The 14,357-nt window shown below is 44.1% G+C and carries 21 protein-coding genes; 13 read left to right on the top strand and 8 right to left on the bottom strand.

The genetic code is table 11. The features are described from left to right. The first annotated feature begins 327 nt into the window (after positions 1–327). The 10 genes from ACFS5N_RS05735 to ACFS5N_RS05690 all read left to right on the top strand — a co-directional run bounded on the left by ACFS5N_RS05735 (position 328) and on the right by ACFS5N_RS05690 (position 5,303). The gene (locus ACFS5N_RS05735) at positions 328–696 is read left to right on the top strand and encodes a single-stranded DNA-binding protein (RefSeq protein WP_377183151.1); all 369 of its coding nucleotides are present in this window, start codon (positions 328–330) and stop codon (positions 694–696) included. Positions 697–784: 88 nt separating this feature from the next. Continuing rightward, positions 785–1,159 (top strand): hypothetical protein, encoded by a 375-nt coding sequence (locus ACFS5N_RS05730; RefSeq protein WP_377183149.1) that lies wholly within the window; start codon positions 785–787, stop codon positions 1,157–1,159. A gap of 2 nt (positions 1,160–1,161) precedes the next feature. Further along, entirely contained in the window at positions 1,162–1,413 is a 252-nt protein-coding gene (locus ACFS5N_RS05725; protein ID WP_377183147.1) for a hypothetical protein, read from the top strand. A gap of 5 nt (positions 1,414–1,418) precedes the next feature. Beyond that, positions 1,419–2,024, top strand: coding sequence for a PRTRC system protein E (locus ACFS5N_RS05720; RefSeq protein WP_377183145.1), 606 nt, complete (start codon positions 1,419–1,421; stop codon positions 2,022–2,024). A gap of 10 nt (positions 2,025–2,034) precedes the next feature. Further along, positions 2,035–2,250, top strand: coding sequence for a PRTRC system protein C (locus ACFS5N_RS05715; RefSeq protein WP_377183143.1), 216 nt, complete (start codon positions 2,035–2,037; stop codon positions 2,248–2,250). Positions 2,251–2,305: 55 nt separating this feature from the next. Then, on the top strand, positions 2,306–3,427 hold the full coding sequence (locus ACFS5N_RS05710; protein WP_377183141.1) for a hypothetical protein: 1,122 nt from the start codon (positions 2,306–2,308) through the stop codon (positions 3,425–3,427). Next, complete coding sequence (locus ACFS5N_RS05705) at positions 3,402–4,151, top strand: PRTRC system protein B (protein ID WP_377183139.1); 750 nt, start codon at positions 3,402–3,404, stop codon at positions 4,149–4,151. Before ACFS5N_RS05710 ends, ACFS5N_RS05705 begins: the two co-directional genes overlap by 26 nt. Beyond that, positions 4,148–4,966 carry a PRTRC system ThiF family protein gene (locus ACFS5N_RS05700; RefSeq protein ID WP_377183137.1) on the top strand — a complete coding sequence of 273 codons (819 nt, stop codon included), beginning with the start codon at positions 4,148–4,150 and terminating at the stop codon, positions 4,964–4,966. The genes ACFS5N_RS05705 and ACFS5N_RS05700 overlap by 4 nt, the downstream gene beginning before the upstream one ends. 11 nt (positions 4,967–4,977) lie before the next feature. Next, entirely contained in the window at positions 4,978–5,157 is a 180-nt protein-coding gene (locus tag ACFS5N_RS05695) for a hypothetical protein (protein ID WP_377183135.1), read from the top strand. After that, on the top strand, positions 5,154–5,303 hold the full coding sequence (locus tag ACFS5N_RS05690) for a hypothetical protein (RefSeq protein ID WP_377183133.1): 150 nt from the start codon (positions 5,154–5,156) through the stop codon (positions 5,301–5,303). The genes ACFS5N_RS05695 and ACFS5N_RS05690 overlap by 4 nt, the downstream gene beginning before the upstream one ends. Positions 5,304–5,370: 67 nt before the next feature. Here ACFS5N_RS05690 and ACFS5N_RS05685 read toward each other — a convergent pair whose 3' ends face one another. Next, positions 5,371–5,520 carry a hypothetical protein gene (locus ACFS5N_RS05685; protein WP_377183131.1) on the bottom strand — a complete coding sequence of 50 codons (150 nt, stop codon included), beginning with the start codon at positions 5,518–5,520 and terminating at the stop codon, positions 5,371–5,373. 578 nt (positions 5,521–6,098) lie between these two features. Here ACFS5N_RS05685 and ACFS5N_RS05680 point away from each other — a divergent pair. The 3 genes from ACFS5N_RS05680 (at position 6,099) to ACFS5N_RS05670 (ending at position 8,917) form a co-directional block, all read left to right on the top strand. Continuing rightward, positions 6,099–7,409 (top strand): site-specific integrase, encoded by a 1,311-nt coding sequence (locus ACFS5N_RS05680; protein ID WP_377183129.1) that lies wholly within the window; start codon positions 6,099–6,101, stop codon positions 7,407–7,409. A 96-nt stretch (positions 7,410–7,505) separates the two neighbouring features. Further along, a complete protein-coding gene (locus ACFS5N_RS05675; protein WP_377183127.1) occupies positions 7,506–8,525 on the top strand; it encodes a PDDEXK nuclease domain-containing protein in 1,020 nt (339 codons plus the stop codon). Positions 8,526–8,596: 71 nt separating this feature from the next. Continuing rightward, positions 8,597–8,917 carry a helix-turn-helix domain-containing protein gene (locus ACFS5N_RS05670; protein WP_377183125.1) on the top strand — a complete coding sequence of 107 codons (321 nt, stop codon included), beginning with the start codon at positions 8,597–8,599 and terminating at the stop codon, positions 8,915–8,917. Between the two features lie 46 nt (positions 8,918–8,963). Here the strand turns inward: ACFS5N_RS05670 and ACFS5N_RS05665 are convergent, their stop codons facing one another. The 7 genes from ACFS5N_RS05665 to traJ are packed head-to-tail and all read right to left on the bottom strand — an operon-like array spanning position 8,964 to position 14,356. Continuing rightward, complete coding sequence (locus tag ACFS5N_RS05665) at positions 8,964–9,257, bottom strand: hypothetical protein (protein WP_377183123.1); 294 nt, start codon at positions 9,255–9,257, stop codon at positions 8,964–8,966. Next, a complete protein-coding gene (locus ACFS5N_RS05660) occupies positions 9,257–9,523 on the bottom strand; it encodes a helix-turn-helix domain-containing protein (RefSeq protein ID WP_377183121.1) in 267 nt (88 codons plus the stop codon). Before ACFS5N_RS05660 ends, ACFS5N_RS05665 begins: the two co-directional genes overlap by 1 nt. A gap of 18 nt (positions 9,524–9,541) precedes the next feature. Then, positions 9,542–9,823, bottom strand: a complete 282-nt coding sequence (locus tag ACFS5N_RS05655; protein ID WP_377183119.1) for a hypothetical protein — start codon at positions 9,821–9,823, stop codon at positions 9,542–9,544. Positions 9,824–9,835: 12 nt separating this feature from the next. Further along, entirely contained in the window at positions 9,836–11,518 is a 1,683-nt protein-coding gene (locus ACFS5N_RS05650; RefSeq protein ID WP_377183117.1) for a hypothetical protein, read from the bottom strand. Positions 11,519–11,520: 2 nt separating this feature from the next. Further along, complete coding sequence (gene traM / locus ACFS5N_RS05645; protein ID WP_377183115.1) at positions 11,521–12,591, bottom strand: conjugative transposon protein TraM; 1,071 nt, start codon at positions 12,589–12,591, stop codon at positions 11,521–11,523. 11 nt (positions 12,592–12,602) lie between these two features. Further along, complete coding sequence (gene traK, locus ACFS5N_RS05640) at positions 12,603–13,220, bottom strand: conjugative transposon protein TraK (RefSeq protein ID WP_377183113.1); 618 nt, start codon at positions 13,218–13,220, stop codon at positions 12,603–12,605. Positions 13,221–13,222: 2 nt separating this feature from the next. Beyond that, positions 13,223–14,356 (bottom strand): conjugative transposon protein TraJ, encoded by a 1,134-nt coding sequence (traJ, locus tag ACFS5N_RS05635; protein ID WP_377183111.1) that lies wholly within the window; start codon positions 14,354–14,356, stop codon positions 13,223–13,225. Position 14,357 lies beyond the last annotated feature (1 nt).

Here is a 14,357-nt window from a genome sequence, read left to right as displayed (position 1 = left end):
CAAATCGTTTCGCGGGCGCAGGCTCACTTTTTTCTCCGCCTACTACAACCAGTCAGGTCCGGGAGCTTCCCTCTATCTGGGCGGACTGACTGCACAAAGGGACAAAATGCTCGCTACTGAAGCAAGGCTATACGAGCGCTACGCGGCCTTGCCTCAGTGACTGCGCTTTTGAGTTGGGTATCCATCAGCCGCCAGATAGAGGGAAGCACAAAAAAAAGCGAAAGGAGGTCAGAAAAAGAGAAAAAACAAAATGGTAAGGCAGGCAGGATGCCAAAAAACCTGAAAGAGTAAAAAAATAATAGAAGTAAAATTTAAAAATAAAAGAAAATGGAATTGACTGGAAGAATAGTGGCAGACGCTACTGTGAGAAATGTCGCAAGCGACAGAAAAGTAACAAATTTTAGAGTAGCTATTAACCGCAGGTACAAATCAGGCGGCGAGCAAAAAGAAGAAACCACTTATGTGGATTGCTCGTATTGGCGCACCGACAAATTAGCCCAATACCTAACTAAAGGTTTATTGGTTCAGGTTTACGGACACATCAGCGCAAGACCTTGGGTCAGCAAAGATGGTGAGCCTATGGCAAGCCTGAATTTTCATACTAATGAGATTACGCTGTTAGGCGCATCTGCGCATCGAAATGGCGGAGAACCTTATAATGACGGTGCAAAAAGCACTTTAAAAAGACAGGGATAGTTCCCTAAACGAGTATAGCCGTTTCTAAACGGCTGTACTTCGTTTGAAATCATCCAAGTAACAGAATTTTGAACACAAAACGAATGTTATGCAACCATTAAAAATGTTGAACAACGTGCAGAAAGCAAGGCTTTTGCATAGCTTATTGATACAAGAAATACCTGAGTTTTTAGGTTATCTCAATGAACTGACCGAAACGGTATTGAATGATAAAGAACGTATCAAATCAGAATGGAACGACCAAATGATTAACCCTGATTTTTGGTTTGAACTCGCAGAACAGGTACAAAAAGTGATGGCAAAATATCCCAAACAATTGTACAAAAGTACCAACGTTTTTGCCGACCAGTTATTTGATGGTTATACAGCCATATTTACTATTCATGGCTTAACACAGTACGTGGCGTTAAGCAAAAACACCGACCCGAAGTTTAAACCCGCCGTTGAACTTTTATTTACCTGACCATGAAAGCGCAAGACCATACCATTATTTACGGTTCACTTTTGTTAGGCATCGGGCTTTTTGTCCGCTATCTGATTGGCAAACGCAAGTTTCAGCGCAGGGGAGTGGCGGGTTTACAACAATTTCCCTCATACGGCTATGGTGTGGTTATACGGTTCATGGAAACGCTGATATTATTCATCGGTAACCTATGTCTGTTAGGGGGCTTGCTGTTGCTTGCCCTCGCAGGCTTTAATCATCATTTTAAATTTTAAGAATTATGAAAACGAACTTTTTTGAACAAATCGCAGGCTTAGGCTTTAACGGCAATTTCCTGCTTAATATCCATCAAGACGAAACAGGGGTGCAAACTGTTTCAGTTATATTAAAAAGAGAAAGCGTCAAAGCTACCGCAGGGACTAACCTGCCACCGATGCTGTTTAAAGCGACAGCGCAGGAACTGGACGAGGGCTTTTTTGAACAACTGGCACAGCCTGTAAAACAAACCGCAGGCTTAATAACCAATCTCGAAACTTACCAAAAGGAAGTCGAGAAAGCGAAAAAGAACGCCAAGCCTGACAAGGACAAGACCGCAAAGGCAACAACGGCTGAACCTGACGAGGAGGACGATAAAGAGGACGACAACAATTTGTTTACGCCACAGGAGGACGATAAGCAAGCCAAAGCCGAAAAAAAACGGCTTTACGAGGAAGCAATGGACAGGGTAAAGGAACTGGCTAAGCAAATGAAGTATGCCGAGGCATTAGCACAACTACCCGATCCTGCGGAATATCCCGATAAAGCCGAATTGATTGAAGCCAAACGGCAGGAGATACAAGCGGGGAAAGACCTGTACGACAAATTAGCCCAACAGTTTAACGATTAACTCTACGACCATGAAAGTGAATATATTGAAAAGGGTGTTTCTGCACAAGGAGAATGGGCAGGAACTCAAATTGACCGACCCGAACGAGGGATTTACGGTAGCTGATGTACAGAACTTTTTTGCAGGCACTTATCCCGTCCTGACCAATGCAAAAGTCTTTGGCCCTGAAATTAAGGACGACGAAATGCAGTACCGTTTTGAAAGCACAATGGGAACAAAGGGGTGAGTATGAAAACACGAACAGTGAACAGGATTGTCAAACTAAATCCAAATAGTAATCAATGGAAACTACAACAATTGTTCAGGGAACTGGCGGTGCAATTAGACCGTCTGCCCGATGCGAACGAAATAAGGCGCAACCCGCCAAAAAGCGCACCCATAGGGCTAACGGAAATGGTTTTCTAAGCCATTATTTTCAATCGGTTTGGGGTGTTGAGGGTAACAGGGAACGCATGGTAAGGGAGTATTTTAACTCCCTTACCAACTTATGTAATTATTATCAATTGCCGTATCCGGCAGTAACAGGGATGGCTTTTCCGCAAAATATTTATCAGTCATGGAAAGAAATCGCTGATAAAATCACTGGGCTGGATGAACATAGCCATTGTATGATTTTGGAAGCCGAAAACAAGCGGGCGGTCATTGGCGTGGTTAAAACGTTCAATTTGAACGGTTTGTACTACATACCCGTGCGCTCTTATTGGCGTTGGTCAAAATGTGCCGAGCAGCAGCGAATAGCCGAATTAATTACGGTGATTTTTGCTTACCTGTACCAAATTGTGGAAATTCCCTTTTATGCCGAGAACGGCAGTTTTATGAATGGCGAATATGATACGTTGGAGCAATGGTTAAGCGAAGCCGAGGATGAGGGACAAGACGATGCCGAAGAAAAGGAATGGCGGGAGGAACGTGAAGATACGATGTATGAATTAAGGCAGGCAGGTAATCATATCTTACGGTTGATACAAACCCCCGATTACCTTAACCGCATGGAGGAAGTGGTAACGGGTTATCAGCATCGGGATAATTGGGAACTGGAATGGGAACTGTTGGGCGTGGAGTTTTTACAGCTTTACCGACAATACCCCAAACGGTCCTTACCCGATTGCATTCATACGGATTTGGTTTATCCTGACGAAGACGAGCGCATCAGTTGCTACCAGTACACAGGTTTTCATTGGAGTAACAGGGATTGTTTTGCGGATGAACTGGATGATATGATTAATTGCAGTTTTCAGGAAATCGCTGTCATGGATGAACCTACCGCCGTACAGCTTTTTGATAAGATGCCCATTCATTTGACCACAGACTTTGATTTTGAAACACGGCTGTTCGGTTTAATAGAGCGGTTGAGGGATTTATTAGATGATTATGACCATGAAGAACATAACAGAACAATTTAATAGCGAATTTCAGCCCTTTAAAGCCCTGTTGTTATACAGGCATGATAAGGCAGAGCAACGTACCACCTATCAGCACAGCGATAAGCAAACGCACATTTATGTCGAGAGTTATGACATTGGACAAACGGGTCAGCCGATTAACGCACATCCCTTATCCGTTAAAGAAATGGCGACTTTGAGCGAAATGCTACAGACAGCACAGGAATTAAAAGGCGGGTATCTCAAAAGCCGTAGTTTATTACCTGCCAATATTCTTTATGTCAATCAGCAATCAAACGGCTATGCCGTTTGGTACACGCCACCGCAGGAAGTGCGTTTATTTTTTGTAGATAGCTTAAAAATACCATCAGGTAAGTTCAAAATACCTGCGATGGTTTGGAAAGCGAATGCAGAACGATTAAGTGTCTATGCGTTCAAAGGCAAAAACAAACCAACGGACAAAACACCGCTTTGCCATGCCCCGTACCTGAACATTTATCATTCGGGGCAGGTGTGTATGGGAACGGTAAATATCGCCATCGGTAAAACCGAATGTTTAGAGGATTTTATGCACCTATGGGAGCGGTATTTCTTTAATAGTTATTTCAGCCATTCCATTAGTGGTAATAACAGTACAAAGAGCAATACTACCGAACTATGGCGTTCGCACGCAGGTACAGATGCGGATTTCCCGCAGGATGAATTAATTAAAATTGGTTACAACCTTAAAAATATTATCGAATGAAAGCCAGGAAGAATAAAACCATAAAACCTGCTGTGCATATCGTACAAAAGGAACTGTTACAGCCTTATAACCCAGTAAGTATTAACTTGATCGGTGCGGGTGGGACAGGAGGGCAGGTATTGACCGCCCTTGCACGAATGAACCATGCGCTGACGGCTTTGGGTCATGCAGGGCTGTCCGTGAGAGTGTTTGACGATGATAAGATAGATGATGCCAACCTCGGCAGGCAACTATTCACAACCGCCGAAATAGGCTTATATAAATCTGTTGCGCTGATAAACCGTGTCAACCGTTTTTTTGGAACAAATTGGAAAGCAGAAACTGTGCGCTATGAAAAAGAACAGCTAAAGGATAAAGATGTCGCCAGTGCGGTAATAACTATTTCCTGTGTCGACACGGTTCAGGCACGTTTTAATATCGCCGAAGTATTAAAATATCTGTCTAAAAACTACGGTGGTCGCAATCATGTGCAATATTGGATGGATTTTGGCAACAGCCGAACAAGCGGACAGGTTATTTTATCAACCTTAGAGAAAATCAAACAACCCTCGTCAGAAATATATAAGCCTATCGATAACTTACCCTTAGTTACCGATGAGTTTAAAGAACTGCTTTATTCCTCTGAACAAGCAGACAACATCCCAAGCTGTTCTTTAGCCGAAGCCTTGACTAAACAAGACTTGTTTATTAACTCGGCACTCGCTAATTGTGGCGCATCATTACTATGGCAATTATTCAGAGAGGGCATATTATTTAACCGGGGTTTCTTTTTGAACCTCGCAGATTTCAGGACACAACCACTCAAAGTGGCTTAATAACGAACGTTATGAAGATTACAGACATAAATGGTTTTGACCTTGAAATAGACGACCTGCAATTGGCTATCATGCAGGCAGATGATTACAGGCACATGAAACATTTAAACCTCGAATATCAAGCCTTAGATGCCAAGCTACAGGCTTATTGGGACGATGTTTACCAAAAACTAATACAATTACAATCATGAGTTATATCATGATAGAAACACATGGTGGCGCAGAATATGCCATCATTGTTACCAATGAAAATGGCGAAAATAAAGTCTTTGCTAATCTGCAAGATGCGGAGGCAGAAGCTGACGACTGTCAGGAGGGAATGGTAATAGAACTTTAAAATAATTCGGCTCCCCACCGGGGAGCCGTTTTCGCCCCGCGTTTTCTCAAACACGGGGCGCTTTTGATTAATGATGTTTGAAATACTGGATTTCCTTTTCGTGTTTTTTTGCAGCTTCCATAGAATCGAATGTACCCAGGTTCTTACGTTTATGGGTTTCTGGGTCGACCTTTCTCGAATAGATGCGGTATTGCCCGGATTTTAATTTCCTTATCATAACGGTTATATTTATGAATGATCAACAACAGGCCAGGTATTAAAACAACCCATTATAATAGCTATTGTTTAACTTATTATTTGACATCCGAGCCAGCCCGTAACGCCCGCCCAAAGCCATTCCAGGAACCTATTTAAGAAGTTTGTTCGTTGACTAAATGGTTGATTTTATTGGGTTTAATGAATAGAAAATCTTATATTTGTTCAGACGATTTGAAGTGCCCGAAATAGTAAAAGTGAGTTATTCGTGTAGTTCAATTGGTTTGCCTTAGTCTAAAACACTAATTTACAATGATATATGAGGATAGGTTCGAATCCCTCCCTCACCGCCATTAAGGTCATCAAAAACAAACAAAAGCCTGTAAATCAATAGTTTACAGGCTTTGTTTTTTCTATCAACTGCACAAAAATGGACAAAATTGCCACGAATTTCGTGGCAAAATCGTGGCAATTCACTATTTGAAAATAATTGCCACGCCAAACTACCTAAGTCGTTGATTACCAAGTTGTACACGAGGTGAACATCTTGATTTCCTGAAACTGCATTTCGACATTTATTCACTTTTAAATTGTGTCGTTATGTTAGAAAAAAGCTTTGCATTGCTTTTCTTTTTAAAGCAATCAAAAACCGAAGGGGCGAAAAAGTACATTTATTTACGGATTACGGTAAACGGACACTCCGTTGAATGGTCTACCAAAATGCAGTGGTATGAAGACCGCTGGGATCAGGACAAGGGCCAGGCCACCGGCAACAAAGAAGATGCGAAAGCCATTAATTCCTTCCTGGGTACCCTGGAAAACAAAATCTTTAAAGCGAGGAAAAAGCTGGTTGATGATGAGGAGTTCATTACTGCTGAACTGATCCGGGATGTGGTTACTGGCAGAACCGGCGACCGGAAGCTGATCTTACAGGTGTTTGCACAGCACAATACCGACATGGAAGAACTGATCGGCAAGGACTATGCCGATGGCACGCTCACCTGTTTTACGACCACCTACGACCACGCAACAGCGTTTATCCGATGGCAATACCGGGCGGAAGATATGGACATCCGCAAGCTGGATTATTATTTTATGGAGCGGTTCTCTTTTTGGTTGAAGACGGTTAAAGGATGCAACCACAATACGACGATGAAGTACATCGCCAATTTTAAAAAGATCGTATTGATTTGCGTTAAAAACAAATGGTTACCTGCTGACCCTTTCCCTGATTTTGAGTTGACCCGCAGGGAAGTGATCCGCCATCCATTGACCCAATGGGAACTGGATAAGATCATCAAAAAGGATTTTCAGAATGAACGGTTAAGTATCGTGCGAGATATATTCGTTTTCAGTTGCTATACCGGGCTTGCTTATGCGGATGTTAAAAAATTGACACGCAAAGAGATCATCACCGGCGTTGACAACGAATTATGGATTAGCACCTATCGTCAAAAAACAGAAACCCAATGTGCCATTCCGCTCTTACCAGTTGCCAAACAAATATTGGACAAATACGCCAAGCATCCTAAATGCCTGAATGAAGTTAAGGTGTTACCAACCTTATCTAACCAAAAGATGAACGCCTATCTAAAGGAGATCGCGGACTTATGCGGTATTGATAAGTTGTTAACCTTTCACTTAGCGCGTTACACATTTGCGACTACCATTACTTTGAGCAACGGCGTACCGATTGAAACCGTCTCTAAAATGCTGGGGCATACGACCCTTAAACAGACTTTGCACTATGCGAAAATCCTGCATACCAAGATCAGCGCAGATATGGCACCACTACGGGAGAAATTGGCTATAAAAGCTGAACCTGAATTGGAATGTGCAGAAGCTGTCCTGGAGCCTGCTAAACCGCGACCAGCATTGCCTCAGTACAATTATGTATTGGTAGCTTCTTAATGTACCAAACTTGATATTCCAAATCGGAATATCAAGTTTGACATCACAATCTGTGATATCAAAAAAGACATCACTTTACTTTTAACGATTAAAATTATGAAAGAAAATATCATCAAAACATCTAAAGACTATCAACAATTAATAGGCAATATCACAACGGTTTACACTGACGGACGGCTTAAAGCAATCCAGGCAGTAAACGCCACTTTACTGAAATCTTACTGGCAGATTGGCCAGCACATCATCGAATTTGAACAAGGTGGTGCAGAACGGGCAAAGTACGGCGCTCAATTATTATCAGTTTTGTCAAAAGACCTATCACTACTTCATGGGAAAGGTTTCAGTTTGAGCAACTTGAAATTAATGAGGCAGCTTTACGTCTGCTACTCAAAAAGCCAGACGGTGTCTGACCAATTGGGATGGTCGCATTATGTCGAATTATTAAAGTTGGACGACGAACTGGAAAGATCATTTTATGAAAAACAAAGCATTCGTGAGCGTTGGAGTGTAAGGGAATTAAAACGCCAGATAAGTTCGTCATTATTCCTTCGCCTTGCCACAGTCAAAGATAAAGAGCAAATTTTGCACCTTGCAAAACAAGGCCAGACGGTTACGCACCCTTTGGACATAATACGTGATCCCTACATTCTTGACTTCCTGAAAATACCTGAGCCAAATCATTACTCAGAATCCGAACTTGAAAAACGAATTATTGAACATTTGCAACATTTCCTTTTAGAACTCGGAAAAGGATTTGCTTTTGTAGGGCGGCAATATCGCATCACCTTAGACAACACACATCATTATGTTGATTTGGTTTTTTATCACCGGATACTGAAATGCTTTGTATTGATCGATCTAAAAAAAGAAAGGGCAGGTTATGAGGATATTGGGCAAATGAATATGTATTTAGGCTATTTTGAACACGAAGAAAATACAGAAGGCGACGCCCCGCCAATTGGGATTATCCTGGCAAAACAAAAAGACGATTTGCTAATCAAGTATGCTATGCACAATATTTCTTCTCAATTATTTGTAAGCAAGTATCAGCTTTATCTACCGGATAAAGAAGAACTAAGAGCAGTAATAGAAGAACAATTGAATAGTAATCAATAGCGTTGTACGCGATAAATTGATTTAGAGGCAAAAAGTGGACGTTAATTTACTATATAAAAAAAAATACTAAAATGGAACGTAGAAAAGGAAAAAACATAGAACAGTTTATTAACAAGGCCGCAGGAGAATCAGGCACTGAAAAACGCGAACGGTTTGAATCGGATTTAAGTATGGAGGTTTTACAGGAACTGATTGTCGCAGCCCGTAAAAAGAAAAATCTCTCCCAGGAGGAATTGGCAGCATTGATTGGCGTAAAAAAAGCGCGGATTAGCCAACTGGAAAAAGGATATGGCAATGCGACTATTGCGACCATCGCTAAAGTTTCCAAAGCTTTGGACCTGCCTATCCGAATTACTGTAAAGCTGAATGGACGGCAGTGGGAACTGTGTTAAGGATAATCAATGAGATAAAAAACCATGTGATCACACATGGTTTTTTTTATTGCCCCGGCACCAGTAAACTCACATAACTCCCGATAAACGGATTATAGGACGGCTCATAGATTAGATAGCCAAAGTCCCGCAGTTGCCGGATACATTTATGGTAAGTAACAATGCTGCCGATATGCGTTTGGCTCATGATCTCGCTACGCGATACGCTAACCGGGTTTTGCAGCCCGTTCAATGCCCATTTACGGAACAGGCTCATATAAATGGCGAAATGCCAGACGGTGATCCGTTTATCCGCCGCGAGCAACCGGAAAAGCTCATGAAATACAATACCCGTTTCCATTACCAGGAAGTGCTGGCGGCCAGCATTTTTTGTATGTCGGCATAACGATAGTAATACGTGCCGCCGATTTTGGAATATGCCAGCTTCCCGGTGGCGCGTAGCGTTAGCAAGGTGCCTGCGGATATTTTGAGCAGTTTGCGCACTTCCAGCGCCTTCAGCCACTCTTTTGGTTGCTCGGCTGCATTACCGAGCATTGTCTTAATATCATTAAGCAGGTCGTTTTTAAAGATCTGCAAATCATCTTTGGTTACTATCTCTACACTCATCTCTTTCACATTTTATAATTAAATCAATAAAAACACCCGGCTGGCTTGGTTACGCTTAAATGATGGCTCGTATCGCAAATAGCCATAAGCGCTCAAATCCCGGATGATCTTATGGTAAGTCTTAGCGGAAATCTTTGCAATTTTGATGATCTGGTAACTATAAGCCGGAAATGGGTTAGCCCTGCCTGCCAGCTGCCAGTAGCGCAATACCGCCGAATAAATGCCAATATGCGTGATGCTGATCCGTGCATCATTCTCAATCGCCGCAAAGAAGTCCGCTAAAAGATCTTGTTCTTCCATGATTAGGGTTTGTTAATGATGCTGCGCCTGTCTTCTTTTATTGGTCGGCTTAACGTCATCCGCAACTTTTTGTCCTTGTTTTTCGGCTTGTCCCTGGCGTTCGCCATTGTTTTGCTTTGGATGGATCAGCTTCATATTTTCGTCATAGACATTCAGGCCGTGTGTGGTCGGGCTGGCTTCAACAAAAATTTTAGCGGAAGCACCGTCTTTACTGATGGTGATCGGCACCCGGTTGCCTTTTTGCAAGTCTTTTGCCAATTGTTGCGCAGCAGCTTCACCCACGATTTTGATTTCCTGGTGTTTTTCGAGGGATTTTTCCAGGTTGTAGCCGTAATTCTCATTGTAAGGCTTCAGCTTAAAGCTGCCTTTATCATCAGGATTAGTAAAGTCCAGCTTCAGCCAGGCCGGATAGAGCTGGTTTTCGCGATTGGACCATTCCTGTTTAAACACCGCTCTGCCATTCATCAAATTATAGGCTTCTTTCAGGGTGATATTCTGTCCTTTATGATTCACATAAAAATGTTGGGTCATGGCCTCTTTCTGATTTTCAGGCGTGGTCGTTACCTTGTATCCGTTAAAAAAATACATATCGCTTTCTTTAGAGCGGTTAAACTCCAATTGAGCGACGACTTTACGGTCATCAAATTCGCGTTCATGGGTGAGCGTAAATTTGGGTTCATCGCCCTCCAACTTGGTTTTTAACTCCTTTTCAGCGATGTCGCCGAAGCCGGTGTACTTGAGCTGATCTTTCAGATATTCAAAATTTTTCATGTTCATGGTCATTACGTTTTTAATGGTTAATTTTTCACTGATAAAATGTGAGGGATAGGCGGTTATCTTTAATTCTTCGGTGCTGGTCACTTGCAGCCGGTCGTCATACAGCTTTAATTGGTTTTCGTTCAAATGAAAGCGGGCATACAAAAAGTGACGGATATTTTTTGGCTCATCCAGTGTGTTGATTTCCTGCACCCGCCAAGCCTTTTCTTGTATGTCAGCGTCATACTCATAATAGGCAGTTTGAAGCGTCAGGCCGCAATGCTCCTCCGGCCAGCCTTCCATATTCAGTTTGAGGTGATGATCTTTATATTCTGCGATCAGCAGGTAATCATTATTATCCGGGTTATCGATGGACTGCCGGGTCAGGGTTTTGAACAGCGTAGCCGCTTCTCCCAACGTGTCGAAAGAGCCAACGATGCCCTTAACGTGCCCCAATTCGTACTCCTGGTGGCCGGGGTATTGGTGCGCAACAACATGAAAACGCTCAGCTTCTTCTCCCGGATAAATCATTTTGTTCCATTGCACCTGGAAAATCAGTTCTTGTTTCAGCCAGGGTTGCAGCCGTCCCATATCGTAAGCCGGGTGTAATTGTAAGCCTTCGCGTTGCAATTGTGCAGCTAAGGCCTCCACCGCGTCATTTGATACGGCGAGTTCTTTATTTTGAATGGCTGCCCATAAATTGTGGGTCGGCATAAATTGGAAATAGCCCGGCATCCAGTCTTGCGCCATAAAATCGAACCGCATATTGCCTTCCTCGCAAAAGGCTTCTGCCTCGTTAGCGGATTCAAAGCTGTAAAGCACGGTGTTCCTATGGCTGTCCACCGGCGTGGTATCCATCGCCACCCAGTTCCAGCCGTATTCCCTGGCTTCCTGCACAAATTGCCGTAATTCCGCGATATTGAGCGTTTCGATTTCCATCACTATTTCTTTTTGTTATCCCGCAGCAGCACCAAATGCCCGTCTTTGATCTTGCCTTTGACGCGCTTGATCTTTTTGGAAAATAAGCCTTTGGCGGTATTTAGCCCGGCGGTAGCCGCCTGCGCGGAAAGCGAGCCGTCCAAGCTCATGAGTTCCATACTTTGCACGCCCTGGTCTGCGCCCTCTTTCAGGCCATCGCCTGTCACGGCCTCAGGTACACTAATCCCTTCTAAGGCATCGTTTTTATCAAAAACGGTCAGGTCTACGGGCAAGATGGTATTGCCTAAGCCGATGTTTTTGATGATAATGGTCAGGCGCTGGTTGTACAGGTTTCCCGCACCGTAAAGCAGAGTGCCTTTGGGAATGGTTTGGCCATTGATCACTGCACTATCCAGCAATTTTAATTTGACTACCGTGCCCGTAACGACCTTTTGATTGCCTTCTACTACGGCAGGGATGGCGGCGAATTGTCTGTCAGGCGAGGTATTAGTTGGTTGTTTTGCGGCCATTCGTTCAGGATGCTGTATGTCCAGCACTTTTTCGAGTAGGCCATTCATTTGTTTGAGTTCGGGATCTTCCGTTTGTTTTGAAATGGTGACCGGTTTGACGGCGGTAGTAGTTTGTACAGGTGCGCTGGCAGGCTTGTTCATCGCGGTTTGTAAAGCTGCCAACTGCTGGTAGATTTTGGCTTCACCGGCACCGGGGTCGCCGGAAAAGCCGTTGAGCTTATTACCGGCAAAATGATTAGGCCCGCCTAATGCAGCCGATTTCCCTGCGGAATCCGCTGCCCGTTTCGCATAAGGATCGCTTTGCAGCGCCTGTTGCCGCTTTTGAGAATCAACCTTAGCCTGGGCGTAATAGCTTAATTTGTTCAGGTCATTTTTGCCTGGCAGGACCGCCTGCGGTAGTTGGCTGTTAAAGCCTTTGGGCGTTTCCGCTTGAGCCTGGTTGCCTTTACCGCCGCCGAGCGACCAGAATAGTAGGGTTAGAAATGGAATAATCAATACGGGTAGGCCAAGCAGGAATTTCCGTTGGCGCTGCTGTTGAGGGGAAAGAGAGATAATCGTTTTCATGGTTTTGCATATTAATGGTTCACAACTTTTAAATCTTTGTTTTCCAGGATCGCCCAATGCTGGATCAAAAAGCCGCCGAGATTATTATCGCTACGCGATACTGGGCGCAGGTCACCCTGCGTCACCAGGCTGCGGGTAACGGTACTGGTAGACCGGGTAATGGTCAGCGTGGCATAACAGCGAAAGATGTAAGGCTCGCTGCGCAGGTCGGTTTGGATGCTGTCTACCTGGATGCGCTGGCTGATATTACCGGAGATAATCCCGGCGTAATAACCCGTTTCGGTCAGGTCATCATATTCCTTTTTGGCGGAAGCGTCGGCCAGATACAGGGCTTTGGTGACATTGGCCTGGATCACTTTATCATCGGGGTCGAGTGTAAAGAACAGCTCATGAAAATTGCGGACATGGCCTTTGGCTTCGACCAGCAGGTTATCCCTGCGGTCGGAAGCCACTGCCGATAAGACCGAGTTATTGTACAGTACATAAATCTTGTTTTGCAGGGAAGCAATCAGGCTTTTGCATTCATAAGCCATAAAGCCAACCGCCAATAGGCTGCCGCAAATGGTAATGAGCGTATAGCGCCTATAATCCCGGAAGGCCGTATCGATATTTTTCATTTTCTTGAACATGGTCATTTTTTGGTTTTGCTGTCCTGGCCGTTGTTGCCGGATAGCTTGTTTTCGATATAGTTGTTGTTCTGCGATGTGGGTGAATTGGTCGTGCTGCTTTTGCTAAAGCTTTGCATAAAGGCATTGGTCGTGGCGGTCACCGCCATTGTTGCCAGTGCGCTGGTTTTATTAAACAGGGCGTGGCCGCCAACATTCATGATGTAATTGGCGATACTCGGTACGGTAAAATAGCCTACGATGCCGATGAGCAGAAAGATTAGGTAAATCGTATTGTCATTGCCAAAGCTGTTGCCGCCGAGGTTACCCGATTGTTGTAATGCGATCATGTTCTCTTGGATCTTGGCGATAATGGCACCGAAGATATTGGCGACGGGCAGCCACATAAAGACGTTCACATAGCGGGCGATCCATTGCTTGAGCGTATGCTGGAAACCGTCAAAGACCGACAGGCCAAAACACAGCGGACCGAGTATAGATAGCACAATGAGTTTAAAGGTGCGGATGGTGTCTAAGCATAATGCCGCCGCTTCAAACAGGATATTGAGCAGTTCGGCGATCCATTTTTTGGCCATATCCTTGATGCTCCAGCCGGAAAAAGCATCGGAGATCGGGTTGGTATTCGTGCCGGTAGCAGTGGCATTATCGGGGTGGCTATACTGGTACCATTTATCCGGGTCGGCATTTTGCGTACCTGGTGAAGGCTGCTCGGTGTCTGTTACGGGTTTATCGGCTAGCATATTGGCAATGGCTGCATTGGAATTGGTCACCATCGCTTGCGTAGCGGTAACGGTTGGTTGTAAGACACCGTTCATTAAAGCCAATACCGACGGAAAGATCATGATACAAAAGCCTAATGCAAACGGGCGCAATAGTGGGTAAAAGTCGATAGGTTCGGCAGCCGCGAGATGTTTCCAAACCCTGGCACCGATGTACCAAAGGGTGGCAAATCCGGCTATTCCTTGCGCTACACCCATCACCCCGCTGCATAGAGGCATCATTTGGGTATAGAGATTTTCCAGGACAGACTGTAAGCTATACAGACCGCCCGATACGCCGGTATCCTGGGCCTGGGAAAATAAAGGAAAAAGCGTGGCTAAGCCCACCAAAAAGGTGGCTTTCAAAAGTTTGTTTTTCATC

It is taken from the genome of Mucilaginibacter ximonensis, from assembly GCF_042686265.1.
In the GTDB taxonomy this organism is placed as follows: domain Bacteria; phylum Bacteroidota; class Bacteroidia; order Sphingobacteriales; family Sphingobacteriaceae; genus Mucilaginibacter; species Mucilaginibacter ximonensis.
The sequence above is the reverse complement of the archived record's forward strand: the minus strand, read 5'-3'. Positions and strand labels throughout refer to the sequence as shown.